Source organism: Thiomonas sp. X19, from assembly GCF_900089495.1.
In the GTDB taxonomy this organism is placed as follows: domain Bacteria; phylum Pseudomonadota; class Gammaproteobacteria; order Burkholderiales; family Burkholderiaceae_C; genus Thiomonas_A.
Genome location: NZ_LT605203.1, coordinates 1,527,436 through 1,540,399 on the forward strand (window position 1 = coordinate 1,527,436; position 12,964 = coordinate 1,540,399).

Annotated in this window: 14 protein-coding genes and 1 tRNA gene; 5 read left to right on the plus strand and 10 right to left on the minus strand. The window is 66.4% G+C overall.

Annotated features, from left to right (window positions below; translation table 11 throughout):
* Positions 1 to 21 precede the first annotated feature (21 nt).
* The 3 genes from aroQ to THIX_RS07190 are packed head-to-tail and all read right to left on the minus strand — an operon-like array spanning position 22 to position 1,742.
* Entirely contained in the window at positions 22 to 474 is a 453-nt protein-coding gene (gene aroQ, locus THIX_RS07180) for a type II 3-dehydroquinate dehydratase (RefSeq protein WP_112485683.1), read from the minus strand.
* Positions 475 to 498: 24 nt separating this feature from the next.
* Positions 499 to 1,068: a TlpA disulfide reductase family protein gene (locus THIX_RS07185; RefSeq protein WP_233224441.1), complete on the minus strand. Its 570-nt coding sequence runs from the start codon at positions 1,066 to 1,068 to the stop codon at positions 499 to 501.
* Positions 1,069 to 1,088: 20 nt separating this feature from the next.
* Positions 1,089 to 1,742, minus strand: coding sequence for a hypothetical protein (locus THIX_RS07190; RefSeq protein WP_112485684.1), 654 nt, complete (start codon positions 1,740 to 1,742; stop codon positions 1,089 to 1,091).
* 100 nt (positions 1,743 to 1,842) lie between these two features.
* Here THIX_RS07190 and mpl point away from each other — a divergent pair, with 100 nt between their 5' ends.
* The 4 genes from mpl (at position 1,843) to aroC (ending at position 6,623) form a co-directional block, all read left to right on the plus strand.
* Positions 1,843 to 3,219 carry a UDP-N-acetylmuramate:L-alanyl-gamma-D-glutamyl-meso-diaminopimelate ligase gene (gene mpl / locus THIX_RS07195; RefSeq protein ID WP_112485685.1) on the plus strand — a complete coding sequence of 459 codons (1,377 nt, stop codon included), beginning with the start codon at positions 1,843 to 1,845 and terminating at the stop codon, positions 3,217 to 3,219.
* Between the two features lie 181 nt (positions 3,220 to 3,400).
* Entirely contained in the window at positions 3,401 to 3,694 is a 294-nt protein-coding gene (locus tag THIX_RS07200) for a FeoA family protein (RefSeq protein ID WP_112485686.1), read from the plus strand.
* On the plus strand, positions 3,691 to 5,481 hold the full coding sequence (feoB, locus tag THIX_RS07205; protein WP_112485687.1) for a ferrous iron transport protein B: 1,791 nt from the start codon (positions 3,691 to 3,693) through the stop codon (positions 5,479 to 5,481). Before THIX_RS07200 ends, feoB begins: the two co-directional genes overlap by 4 nt.
* A 38-nt stretch (positions 5,482 to 5,519) precedes the next feature.
* The gene (aroC, locus tag THIX_RS07210; protein ID WP_112488231.1) at positions 5,520 to 6,623 is read left to right on the plus strand and encodes a chorismate synthase; all 1,104 of its coding nucleotides are present in this window, start codon (positions 5,520 to 5,522) and stop codon (positions 6,621 to 6,623) included.
* Positions 6,624 to 6,662: 39 nt separating this feature from the next.
* Here aroC and THIX_RS07215 read toward each other — a convergent pair.
* The 7 genes from THIX_RS07215 to THIX_RS07245 form a co-directional block, all read right to left on the minus strand.
* A tRNA-Arg gene (locus THIX_RS07215) sits at positions 6,663 to 6,737 on the minus strand.
* Complete coding sequence (locus tag THIX_RS07220; protein ID WP_112485688.1) at positions 6,728 to 7,513, minus strand: 1-acyl-sn-glycerol-3-phosphate acyltransferase; 786 nt, start codon at positions 7,511 to 7,513, stop codon at positions 6,728 to 6,730. The genes THIX_RS07215 and THIX_RS07220 overlap by 10 nt, the downstream gene beginning before the upstream one ends.
* Positions 7,510 to 8,889, minus strand: a complete 1,380-nt coding sequence (locus THIX_RS07225) for a dihydroorotase (RefSeq protein ID WP_112485689.1) — start codon at positions 8,887 to 8,889, stop codon at positions 7,510 to 7,512. The genes THIX_RS07220 and THIX_RS07225 overlap by 4 nt, the downstream gene beginning before the upstream one ends.
* 7 nt (positions 8,890 to 8,896) lie before the next feature.
* Positions 8,897 to 9,847, minus strand: a complete 951-nt coding sequence (locus THIX_RS07230) for an aspartate carbamoyltransferase catalytic subunit (RefSeq protein ID WP_112485690.1) — start codon at positions 9,845 to 9,847, stop codon at positions 8,897 to 8,899.
* Positions 9,848 to 9,852: 5 nt separating this feature from the next.
* Entirely contained in the window at positions 9,853 to 10,380 is a 528-nt protein-coding gene (pyrR, locus tag THIX_RS07235; RefSeq protein WP_112485691.1) for a bifunctional pyr operon transcriptional regulator/uracil phosphoribosyltransferase PyrR, read from the minus strand.
* The gene (gene ruvX, locus THIX_RS07240) at positions 10,377 to 10,814 is read right to left on the minus strand and encodes a Holliday junction resolvase RuvX (protein ID WP_233224442.1); all 438 of its coding nucleotides are present in this window, start codon (positions 10,812 to 10,814) and stop codon (positions 10,377 to 10,379) included. The genes pyrR and ruvX overlap by 4 nt, the downstream gene beginning before the upstream one ends.
* On the minus strand, positions 10,807 to 11,382 hold the full coding sequence (locus tag THIX_RS07245; protein WP_112485692.1) for a YqgE/AlgH family protein: 576 nt from the start codon (positions 11,380 to 11,382) through the stop codon (positions 10,807 to 10,809). The genes ruvX and THIX_RS07245 overlap by 8 nt, the downstream gene beginning before the upstream one ends.
* Before the next feature lie 48 nt (positions 11,383 to 11,430).
* Here THIX_RS07245 and THIX_RS07250 point away from each other — a divergent pair, with 48 nt between their 5' ends.
* Entirely contained in the window at positions 11,431 to 12,912 is a 1,482-nt protein-coding gene (locus tag THIX_RS07250; protein ID WP_112485693.1) for a deoxyribodipyrimidine photo-lyase, read from the plus strand.
* Positions 12,913 to 12,964 lie beyond the last annotated feature (52 nt).

Genomic DNA, 12,964 nt, shown 5'->3' on the forward strand with positions numbered 1-12,964 from the left:
GGGATCGGAATCCTACCAAATTCAGGCTTTTGCCGACAACTTGTCAGCAGCGTAGCGCAGCGCAAGGCTGTAGCCCAGCGCACCGCAACCACTGATCACAGCCTCGGCGAGGCTTGAGAAATAGGACTGGTGGCGAAAGCTTTCACGGCGGTAGACGTTCGACAGATGCACCTCGACGAAAGGTTTGTCGATGGCCGCCAGCGCATCTCGCAGGGCCACGCTGGTATGGGTGTAGGCAGCAGGATTGATGATGACGAAGCAGGTGCCATCGGCGCGTGCAGCATGCAGACGGTCGATCAAGGCGCCTTCATGGTTGCTCTGGAAAACTTGCACGTCCAACCCGAGTTCCCTGCCCAACGTGGCCAGGCCCTGGTCGATGTCGGGCAGCGTGATATGGCCGTAGACCTCGGGCTCACGCGTTCCCAGCAGATTCAGGTTCGGGCCGTGCAACACCAGGATGCGTGGAGAATTCATGCTTTCGAGCCAAATTAATGCGATTTATGATGGTTTTCCAGGCAAATGATCTTGTAACTCAGTGTACGAGGTCTGCCCCAGTTTTTGGTAGACGATCTTGCCATTCGGCGCAATGACAACCGTGAACGGCAGGCCCCCTTGGCTGTCGCCAAGCTTGATGCTCAAGTCCGCGCCACCCATGCCGCCCAGCAGGACAGGGTAGCTGACGTTGTGTTCTTTCAGGAAGTGGCGGACTGAAGTTGGATTATCGATTGCAATGCCCACCATTTCGACGCCCTTGCCGGCATGATCCTTGTAGAAGCGCGACAACTCGGGCATTTCCGCAATGCAGGGCGGGCACCAGCTTGCCCAGAAATTCACGATCAGGGTCTTGCCTTTGTACTGGCTGAGTTTGACGCTCTGGCCCGCCAGATTGTCGAGCGAACTGGCGAACAAGGCATGCGCATCGCCTGGCGCGGCTCTGATTGCCGCGTCGGCCGCGGACGTGAGTTGGGTGACCGAGGCGAGCGAACGTTCAGCCGCCTCGCGTGCGGATTGACGCGCGGTCAACCAATAGGCGCCCGCAGTGCCGATACTCGCGATCAGGATGGTCAACGCCCAAGTTTTCGTCTGTTTCAAAGTTGAACTCCTTCTGTGTTCGTTGAGACGGGACCGGCCGCGACGAGTGCGCGCACCGCCTGCAGCGTGCCGCGCTCGGCTTGTTTGCTGCTGGACCGGGAGGCGCGCAGGAGGACGCCACGCTCGTCTTTGAGCGGATAGAGACTTAGGGTGGCGGTCACGGTGGAAGGCTTCGTGGAAACTCCATCAGCGTGCAAAGGCCATTCAAAATCCAGTCGTTCCACGGGTTGTTTGCCGGCGAAGTGGGGCGCCTCGCCCACGTGGTAAGGGATGTTGCGGTTGATGCAGTGGATTTCCACGGCCTTGGCGTCGTCCGAGAACAGCAGCAGATGCAGGGCAGAGTGCGCGGTGGCGGTTCCGTTCCATACGGCGCCAGCCAGATGCGGCCTGAATTCGGCGAATTCCTCCATCAGTCGCAGCGCGGCGCGGCGCAGATTCCACAACAGCCTGGGGTGTTCATCGCCATGGAACAGGGCCAGATACAGCTGAACCTGGGCCTGCACATCGTCGTTGTCAGGCCGCGCCTCGGGGTGGGCGCCGGCGCCCAACAGTTGGTGAACGGCCTTGCGCTTGGCGGTGAGGTAATCCAGCCCATCTTCCACGATGAGCCGGGCGGCAGTGGCCGCGAGTTCTTCCCGTAAAGCATTCATGCGGGGCAGTGTATCCGCCTATGTCGGCTGACGCGTCTGCTCGGAGTTTGCTGGGGAATCATGGCCTGGAACCGGCCTGGGCGCTTTCTACAATGGCCCGATGCATATCCATATTCTCGGTATTTGTGGCACGTTCATGGGCGGCATCGCCGCGCTGGCGCAGGCTTGCGGTCATCGGGTCACAGGCTGCGACGCCCATGTGTATCCCCCCATGAGCGAGCAGCTCGAACAACTGGGCATCCGGTCGATCGAGGGCTACGGTGCCGATCAATTGGCGCTGCAGCCCGACCTCTGGGTCATCGGCAACGCCGTGTCGCGCGGCAACCCGCTGCTGGAAGCCATTCTCGACGCCGGCCAGCCCTACACCAGCGGCCCGCAATGGTTGGCCGAGCATGTGTTGGCCGGACGCTGGACCCTGGCCGTGGCCGGAACCCACGGCAAAACCACGACCACCTCGATGCTGGCCTGGATTTTGGAGCATGCTGGTTTGAAACCGGGCTTTCTCATTGGTGGCGCGCCGGTGGACTTCGGCGAGACCGCGCGCCTTGGCGAGGCCCCGTTTTTCGTGGTCGAGGCCGACGAATACGACACCGCGTTTTTCGACAAGCGCTCCAAATTCGTGCATTACCGTCCGCGCACCGCCGTGCTCAACAATCTGGAGTATGACCACGCCGACATCTTTCCTGACTTGACGGCGATCGAAATCCAGTTTCACCACCTGGTGCGTACTGTGCCCGGCAGCGGAAAACTGCTGGTGCAGGCCGGCAGTGCGGCGCTGGATCGGGTGTTGGCGCGGGGTTGCTGGAGCGCGGTGGAACATTTTGACGCCACCGCCCAGCAGGGCTGGAGCGCCGAAGGCGGTGAACAGGATTTCCGCGTGTTCTGGCAACGCCAGCGCCAAGGCGAAGTGCGCTGGCGCCTGATGGGCGCGCACAACCGCGCCAATGCCCTCGCCGCCATTGCCGCTGCGCGCCACACTGGCGTGTCGGCAGGGCTTGCTTGCGAGGCACTCAGTGTGTTCGGCGGCGTCAAGCGCCGCATGGAATGGCGTGGCGAAGCCGGCGGCGTGGCGGTGTACGACGACTTTGCCCATCACCCCACGGCCATCGCCACCACCATCGCCGGTTTGCGCCGCGGCACCCGCGGGCGCGGCCGCATCCTGGCGGTGTTCGAGCCGCGTTCCAACACCATGAAGCTGGGCATCATCAAGAGCCGGTTGCCCGAAGCCCTGCAAGAGGCTGACCTGAGCTTCGGCTACAGCGGGGGATTGGACTGGGATCTGGCGGAGGCCTTGGCCCCGTTGGGACCGCGTGCGCGCGCGCATGCCGATCTCGGTGCGCTGGTGGCCGACGTCACTCGTGAAGCCCAACCCGGCGACCACATTCTGGTGATGAGCAATGGTGGTTTCGGCGGCATTCACGCCAAGCTTTTGCAGGCCTTGCAGGCGCGGTCGACTTCGGGTGCAGCAATAGCGTGAACAGGCCCTAACCCGCAGGGCAGGTGAGCGGGATTGCCGCCAAGCCCCTTTTGTTTGACCGGAATCATGGCGTATGGCTGACGGCCCTGATAGGATAAGAATCATTCGCATTCTCTTGGCATGATTCAACACCGCGGAGCGCTCTCGGCCTCGCGCGCAACCGGCAAACCGTCCAGCCACCATGAACACGCTCGCATCGCTGCACCCCGGCGCACTGGCCATCGTCACCGAGGTGCGTGCCGAAGGCGCACTGATGCACCGCTTGGCCGCACTGGGTTTGCGCGCCGGCAATCAACTGCTGGTGTTGCGCCAGGCCCGTTTTCGCGGGCCCATCCATGTGCGTATTGGCACCACGGAACTCTTCCTGCGCCGTGCCGACGCGCGCCATGTCGAGGTCGTTCCGTCTCACGTGATGCAAACAGCGTCCGCGGGCGCCTCGCGCCCCGTGCCGTCGATCGCGTCGCCCCGAGCATGAAGCGCATCGCCCTGGTGGGCATGCCCAACACGGGCAAGTCCACCCTGTTCAACCGGCTCACCGGTGCTTCGGCGCGGGTCGGCAACTGGCCCGGGTTGACGGTCGAGCTCGCTTCTGCGCGCATACCTCTGGGCCGCCACATGGCGCAGATCGTCGATCTGCCCGGCATCTACGATCTGCAAGGCCTGACCGAAGACGAAAACGCGGTGCAGCGTTTTCTGCAGAGCCAGAGCGTGGATCTCGTCGCCGTCGTCATCAATGCCACGCAGATCGACCGTCAACTCGCCCTGGCCGTGCAGGTCCGTGACAGCGGCTTTCCCTGCATCGTGCTGTTGAACATGGCCGACGAGGCCGAGCGTTATGGCGTGGGCATCGACCCCGTCAAGCTGCAAGCCGCGCTGGGTGTGCCGGTGGCCAGCCTCAGCGCCAAATACGGTCGCGGTTATCCCCAGGCGCTGCAACTGCTGGGGCAGGCCCTGGAGACCTCCACCCCCCTTGCGCTCGAGCAAGCCCGTGCCGGACTCGAGCAGCGGCGGGACGGGCAAGAAGGTGCCCGGGCGGCGCTATCGGCGGCCGTGCAACTGCCAACCCGCCTGCCCGACACCTGGGCCCAGCGCATCGACCACTGGGTGATGCATCCGTGGATCGGGCCGCCGCTATTCCTGGCCTTCATGGCACTGGTGTTCAACGCCGTGTTCACGCTCGGCGCACCGCTGCAGGAGGGTCTGGGCTGGGTGTTCGACCAGCTGCGCGTGCAGGTTCTGGCGCCGACCCTGGCCGCAGCACCGGCCTGGTTCAGCGGCCTGCTGCTCGACGGCATCTACAACGGCTTGAGCACGGTGGCGGCCTTCGTGCCGGTCATCATGCTGTTCTTCGTGTTCATGACCCTGATCGAGGAGAGCGGCTATTTCTCGCGCGCCGCCTTCCTCACCGACAGCTTGATGTCGCGCATGGGGCTGGACGGGCGCGGCTTCGTCATGCTGCTCATGGGCTTCGGCTGCAATGTGCCGGCGCTCATGGGCACGCGGGTGATGCGCTCGCGCGGCCTGCGCCTGCTCACCATGCTCATCATTCCGTTCTCACTGTGCTCGGCGCGGCTGCAGGTGTTCCTGTTCATCATTGCCGCGCTGTTCTCGCCGCGCGTGGCGCCCTGGGTGCTGCTGAGCCTTTACGGCGTGAGCTTCGCTGCTACGTTCGCCTCGGCCCTGTTGTTCAAGCAGCGCTACCCCAGTAACGAACCCTTCGTGCTGGAGCTGCCGCCGTACCGCCTGCCCACGATGCGACAAATTCTGTTGCGTGCCTGGGGCGAAATTCACCACTTCCTGCACCGCGCCACCAAGTTCATCGTCATCGGCGTGGTGCTGGTGTGGATGCTGACCAACCTGCCGCCGGGTCAGCCTACCGCCGGACCCCACACCCTGGCCGGCTGGGTGGGGCATGCGCTGCATCCGGCCTTCGCGCCGCTGGGCATTCCGCCGGAACTGATCATCGCCCTCATCTTCGGCTTCGTCGCCAAGGAAATCGTCATTGGCTCGCTGGCCGTGATCTACGGCCTGCAGGGCGACGCCTTGCAGCACGCCGTTGCCGCGCAAATCACCCCCGCCGCGGCCTACAGTTTCATGCTGTTCACGCTGATCTACACGCCTTGCCTGTCCACGGTGGCCGCATTGCGCAGCGAGTCGAAAAGCAATGCCTACACCTGGCTCAGTCTGGGCTGGTCGCTGGGCCTGGCCTGGATGGTGTCGCTGGCGTTCTATCAAGGCACGCGATTGCTCGGCTGGGCGTGACCATTTGGCCGCCGGGAGCGCCTGCCTACAATGCCCGCATGTCCGGAAACACGCTCGGTTTGCTCTTCGCCGTCACCACCTTTGGTGAGTCCCATGGCCCCGCGATTGGCTGTGTCGTCGACGGCTGCCCGCCCGGCATGGCGCTGTCGGAGGCCGACATCCAGCCCGACCTCGACCGTCGTCGTCCCGGCACTTCGCGCCACGTCACGCAGCGGCAGGAGGCCGACCAGGTCGAAATCCTCTCCGGCGTGTTCGAGGGCCAGACCACCGGCACGCCCATCGCCATGCTCATCCGCAACACCGACCAGCGCAGCAAGGACTACGGCAACATTCTCGATTCCTTCCGTCCTGGCCATGCGGACTACACCTACTGGCGCAAATACGGCCTGCGCGACCCGCGTGGCGGTGGGCGCTCGTCGGCGCGGCTCACCGCGCCCATCGTCGCTGCCGGGGCTATCGCGAAAAAATGGCTGCAGGCGCATCATGGCATTCAGGTGCGTGGCTGCATGCAGCAAGTGGGCACGGTGAGCATTCCCTTCGTCAACTGGGACGACGTGCCCGGCAATGCGTTCCACGCCCCCAACGCCGTCATCGTGCCCGAGCTCGAGGCCTATATGGACAAGCTGCGCAAGGCCGGCGACTCCTGCGGCGCGCGGCTTTACGTGGAGGCGCTGAACGTGCCGGCAGGCTGGGGCGAGCCGCTCTATGACAAGCTCGACGCCGACATCGCCCATGCCATGATGGGCTTGAACGCGGTGAAGGGCGTGGAAATCGGCGCCGGCTTTGCCAGTGTCGCGCAAAGAGGCAGCGAGCATGGCGACGAACTCACGCCGCAAGGCTTCGTCGGCAACCACGCCGGCGGCGTGCTGGGTGGCATCAGCAGCGGCCAGCCGGTGACGGTGTCGATCGCCATCAAACCCACCTCCAGCATTCGTTTGCCGCGTCGCTCCATCGACCGCGCGGGCCAGCCCACCGTGGTGGAAACCTTCGGCCGCCACGACCCTTGCGTGGGCATACGCGCCACGCCCATCGCCGAAGCACTACTGGCCATCGTGCTGATGGATCATGCGCTGCGGCATCGTGCGCAATGCGGGGACGTGCGCATCGACGTGCCGCCGATTCCGGGGCAAGTGGGGGTTTGATCGTGCGGTTCCCCTGGGCCTGGGTGCTTGGCTCGAGCATGGTCTCGCCGGCGGGAATCGAACCCACATCTGGCCCTTAGGAGGGGCCCGTTCTATCCATTGAACTACGGCGAGGCAGGCGGCGATTGTAGAGGGTGATGCTTGCCAGGCGCGGCGTTGTGCGCGCTCGCCAGAGCCTGGCTCAATGCTGACTTCACGGCCTCGGACAGGGCGCGGCGGTCGGTGTTTTCAAGTGCGCTCAGGAACTGGATCTGGACGCGCAGCGGCCCGGCGCAAGCCATGCGCCAGAGGGTGCCGAGCATGGTTTCGTCGCCCACATAGGCCGGAGCGCGGGCATAGCGCCCGCTGCGCGCGTCGAGGTAGCGCAGCAGCACGGGTTGCACCGGGGTGCAACTGCTGACGGCGGCCTGGAACAGGTTGGCGTGCAGCGGCAGGATTTCGCGGCCGTCGGACGTGGTGCCTTCGGGGAAGACGCTGAGGCGCTGGCCCTGGCGCAGCGCCTCGGCCATGTGGTGCATGACGCGCATGGCGTCGCGCGGGCGTTCGCGCTCGATGAACAGCGTGCCCGCACCGCGCGCCAGCGTACCGAGCAGGGGCCAGCGGTCGATGTCGGACTTGGCGACGAAGCGGGTGGGCTGGATGGCGTTCAGGGCGATGATGTCCAGCCACGAGACATGGTTGATGGCGAGCAGGCAGGGCGGCGGCTGCAGCTGGCCTCGCGTTTCAATCTCGACGCGGCACGCACGCAGCATGCGCTGCGACCAATCGCGGATGGCGTCTTGCTGCTGTTGCGGCGTGCGCATGGAAAAGCGCCGCAGGCTGATGACCCCGCGGGTCATCAGCACGGCGATGCGCAACAGCATCCACACCAGGCGCAGCGCGCCCCTCATGCGGCGGGATCGGGGTGGGTTGCAGCGCCCGAGGGTGTGTTCTGCGCGCCGTGCGATGGGTTGTTGCGCTCATTGCGCAACGCGTTAGCGGCCGGAGCATCGAAGATGATGCGTCCGTCGATGATGGTGGTGCGTACCCGGCCGCTGAGTTCCAGCGTGGCCAGTGGGGTGTGTTTGATGCCGCTGCGCAATTGCTCCGGGGTGGCATGCCAGCGGGCTTCGGGGTCGACGACGATGAGTTCCGCCGCCGCACCGGGCTGCAGTTGCAAGGGCGCCAGCCTGGCGGCCGCTGCGGCGCGGCTGGTGGCAACCGCCAGCGCCTGGGGCAGACCGAGCCGGCTTTGCCGCGCATAAGCCAGCACGGCGGGCAGCAGCAGTTCGAGTCCGGTGGCGCCGGGCGTGGCCTCGGCGAAGGGCAGAATCTTGTCGTCGCTGCCCACCGGGGTGTGGTCGGAGCACAGGGCGTCGATGGTGCCGTCGGCCAGGCCTTGCAGCAGCGCGGCGCGGTCGGCTTCCTGGCGCAGCGGGGGGTCGAGCCGCATGCGCGCGTCGAAATAGCCGATGTCCAGGTCGGTGAGCAGGAGGTTGTGCATCGACACGTCGGCCGTCACCGGGAGCCCCTCGGCCTTGGCCCGGCGCAGGAGTTCCACGCCGGCGGCGCTCGACAGTTTGCTGACATGCACGGCGCAGCCGGTCGCGCGCACCAGCTCGAACAGGGTGTGCAGGGCGATGGTCTCGGCCATCACCGGCACGCCCGCGAGGCCCAGGCGCTGGGCGTAGGCGCCGCTTGCGGCCACGCCGCGGCCGAGGTGGGCATCCAGCGGGCGCAGCCAGACCTTGTAGCCGAAGGTGCTAGCGTATTGCAGGGCGCGGTAAAGCAGTTGCGTATCGGCCACCGGCATGTCGGCCTGGGACAGCCCGATGCAACTGGCCTTCACCAGCGAGGCCATTTCTGCCAGGCGTTCGCCTTTGAGCCCCACGGTGAGCGCGCCGAGCGGGTACACCCGTGAGCGCTTGATGCGCCGTGCCCGCCAGCGCAGCATTTCCACCAGGCTGGGTTCGTCGAGCACGGGGTCGGTGTCGGGCGGGCAGACCACGCGGGTGACGCCGCCGGCAGCCGCTGCCGCGAGTTCGGAATCCAGCAGCCCGGCCGCCTCGCCGCCGGGCTCGCCCAGCCGGGCGCACAGATCCACCAGGCCCGGCATGATCAGGCAGCCGCGGGCGTCGATGGTCTGGTCGGGCACGAAGCCCTCGGGCGCGCGGCCGACAGTGACGATGGTTTCGCCGGCGATGGCGACATCGCCGGCAGCTTGCAGGCCACTGGCCGGGTCGATGAGGGTGCCGCCGCGGACGAGGATGTGATGGGGATGGGTCATGGCGGCCTCAGGCGCTGGCGTTGGCGATGATGGACAGCACCGCCATGCGCACGGCGATGCCGAAGCGCACCTGCGGCAGGATGACGCTCTGGCCGCCGTCGGCCACCGACGAGTCGATTTCCACGCCGCGGTTGATCGGGCCCGGGTGCATGACGATGGCATCGGGCTTGGCCAGCGCCAGGCGCTCGGGCGTGAGGCCGTACATCATGTGGAACTCGCTGGCCGAGGGCAGCAGTCCGCCGGACATGCGTTCGTTCTGCAGGCGCAGCATCATCACCACGTCGGCGTCCCGCAGTCCCTCGCGGATGTCGTGGCACACGCGTACGCCCATCGGGCGCAGGTCGCCGGGCACCAGGGTTTTCGGTCCCACGGCGCGAACCTCCGGCACGCCCAGGGTGGTGAGGGCGTGGATGGCCGAGCGCGCCACGCGCGAATGCACGATGTCACCGACGATGGCCACGGTGAGCGCCGTGAAGTCGGGCTTGTAGTGGCGGATGGTGGTCATGTCCAGCAGCCCCTGCGTGGGATGGGCGTGGCGGCCGTCGCCGGCGTTGACCACATGCACATGCGGCGGGGTGTGCTGGGCGATGAGGTAGGGCGCGCCGCTCTGGGCGTGGCGCACGACGAAGATGTCGGCGTCCATCGCCACCAGGTTGGCGATGGTGTCGAGCAGCGACTCGCCCTTGGAGGCGCTGGAGCGCTGGATGTCGAGGTTGAACACGTCGGCCGAGAGCCGCTGCGCCGCGATCTCGAACGTGGTGCGGGTGCGGGTGGAATTCTCGAAAAACAGGTTGAACACGCTCTTGCCCCGCAGCAGCGGGACTTTTTTCACCTCGCGGTCGCCGAAGCTGACGAAGCCCTGGGCGGTGTCGAGGATGCGCAGCAGCACCTCGCGCGGCAGGCCTTCGGTGCTGAGCAGGTGGCGCAACTCGCCGTGGCTGTTGAGTTGAGGGGGCATCGTGTTCAAGCCTTGGACTCCAGGCGAAAGGCCAGGCGCATGGCCTCGGCCTGGGTTTCGTCGCGCTCCAGCGCCAGCATGTGGGCTGCGGGCAGCTCGATGTGGGCGGCGCAAAGCTGGGCGCAGATAGGCAATTCGCGCCCGCCGCGGTCCACCAGCACGGCCAGGTCCACGCGTGCCGGACGGCCGAAGTCGTACAGCTCGTTGATCGCCGCGCGGGTGGTGCGGCCGGTGTAGAGCACGTCGTCCACCAGCAGGATGGCGCGGTCGTCGACGTCGAAGGGCAGGGTGGTGCGGTTGGCGCTGGGGTGCAGGCCGCGGGTGGCGAAATCGTCGCGATGGAAGGTGGACGAGACCACGCCGAAAGGAGTGGACAGCGCCAGATCGGCATGCAGGCGCTCGGCCAGCCAGGCGCCGCCGGAGTAGATGCCGACGATGGCGGGCTCCGCGCTTTGCTGCACCGCCCAGACGCGCACCAACGCCAGCAGGTGCGCGTAGAGGGCTTCGGCGTCGGGCGGGTTGGGCATCGTCATGGCGTGGCTTGGAGAAATTGTTCCAGAATCAGGCGGGCGGATTCCGCATCCACATCCTGCGCGCCGGCGTCTTCGGCGCCACGCGAGGTGTAGCGCTCGTCGACCATCGCCACCGGCAGTTTGAAGCGGCCGTGCAACTGGTTGGCGAAGCGGCGTGCCTGGGTGGTGCGCAATTGTTCCCCGCCTTCGCGCGACAGGGGCAGGCCGACGACGAGCTGCACCGGCTCCCATTGCGCGATGAGCTGGCCGATGGCGTCGAATTTGGCCTCGCGCCGTTCGGCCCGCACGCTTTGCAGCGGCCGGGCGCTGGCGGTGATGGTGTTGCCGATGGCCACGCCGATGAGCTTTTCGCCGAAATCGAAACCCATGACCACGCCGGTGATGACAGCGGCAGGCGGGCTGCCGCTGCCGGCGGCTGCCAGGGTTTCAGGCATGTCCGGCCGTTTGCGACAGGCTCAAGGTGGAAATGCCCATGAGCGACATGGCTGCCTCGAAGCGGTGCTCCACCGGAATGTCGAACACGATGGCGGCATCTGCCTCCACGGTGAGCCAGCCGTTGTGGGCGATTTCGTCTTCCAACTGCCCGGCGCTCCAGCCCGAGTAGCCCAGGGCGACGAAGAAGCGCGCCGGGCCATCGCCCGCGGAGATGTGCTCCAGCACGTCCTTCGAGGTGGTCATCTGCAGGCCGCCGGGGATGGGCAGGGTGGAGGCGTAGCTCTTGTCGGTGGGATCGTGCAGTACGAAACCGCGTTCGGTTTGCACCGGGCCACCGTAATACACCGTCTGCGACGCGAGCTGAGGTTGGTCGAGCGGCAGGTCGACGCGGTCGAACAAGTCTTTCAGGGCGATGTCGGTCGGGCGATTCACCACCAGGCCGAGCGCGCCGCGCGATGAATGCTCGCAGACATAGATGACGCTGCCGGAGAAAGTGGAGCCAGCCATGCCGGGCATGGCGATGAGAAACTGGTGGCTCAGATTGGAGGCGTCGGCACGGGGATTCATGCCGCCATATTATCGCGGCGCACGATTGCCAAGCAGGCTACAACCATCATGTCCATGCCGCCTACCCAGACCGCTTCCCAGGTGCGTGGGCCCAATCTGGTCTGGCTGCGGCGCGATCTGCGGCTGAGCGATCACACCGCCTTGCATCGCGCGCTGGCGCAGGGCGCGCAAGTGGCGTTCGGCTTCGTGTTCGATACCGACATCCTCCAGCCCTTGCTGCAGCAGGGCGCGAAGGCGGATCGGCGCCTGACCTTCATCCACCAAAGCCTGCACGAACTGGACCTGGCCTTGCGCCAGATGGGTTCGGCCTTGCTGGTGGAGCACGGACGGGCGGTGGACTGCATCCCGCGCCTGGCCGCCCGCATTGGCGCGAGGGCGGTGTACGCCAACCGCGACGATGAACCCAGCGCCGTACAGCGCGACGCCGAGGTTGCCGGCCTGCTCGCCGGCCAGGGGGTGGAGTTTCACGGCGTTCACGACCAGGTTCTGCTGCAGCCCGACGCGCTGCTGACCGGCCAGGGCAAGCCCTACAGCGTATTCACGCCCTACAAAAATGCGTGGCTCAAGGGCGTGGGGCCGCAAGACCTGGCGGCGCGCGACGCGGTGCGCCTGCCGCATCAGCTCTGGCCCGTTTCGGCAGCGCAGTCCATGCCAAGCCTGCACGAACTGGGCTTCGCGGCCGCCAGCTTGCCTCCGGGCCTGCCTGCAGGGGCCAGCGGGGCGCAGGCCCTATTCGCGGACTTCCTGCCGCGCATCGACGCTTACGCCCAGGCGCGCGACTATCCCGCCGTCAAGGGCACGAGCTATCTGTCGGTGCATCTGCGCTTTGGCACCATCAGCGTGCGCGAACTGGCGCGTGCGGCCTGGCAGCGGGCGCAGGCCGGCAGCCAGGGAGCTGCCACTTGGCTGAGCGAGCTGATCTGGCGCGATTTCTACGTCCAGATCCTGCACCACCACCCCCAGGTGGTGGGCCATGCCTTCAAGCCGGAGTACGACCGCATCGCCTGGGACCACGCCCCCGCCTTACATGCCGCCTGGTGCGAGGGCCGCACCGGCTACCCGCTGGTGGACGCGGCCATGCGCCAACTGAACACCACGGGCTATATGCACAACCGGCTGCGCATGGTGGCGGCCAGCTTTTTCACCAAGGACCTGGGGCTGGACTGGCGCCTGGGCGAACGCTATTTCGCCCTCAAGCTCAACGACTACGACCTCTCGGCCAACAACGGTGGCTGGCAATGGGCGGCCTCCACGGGTTGCGACGCGCAGCCGTACTTCCGCATCTTCAACCCGGTAGCGCAAAGCGAGAAATTTGACGCCCAAGGGCGCTTCATCCGGCGCTACGTGCCCGAGCTTGCGGGCCTGTCGGACGCGGACATCCATGCCCCGTGGTTGGCCGCGCCGCTGGCGCTGCAACAGGCTGGCGTGCGGCTGGGCGTGAACTATCCCACCCCAGTGGTGGACCATGCCGAGGCCCGCGCCCGCACCTTGCAGCGCTATGCCGTGGTGAAGGACAAAAGCCGGAGCTGAGTTGACTTCGCTCGAGGCGGCAGCGCACGCCGCTGCGGCGCGCCGACCAGGC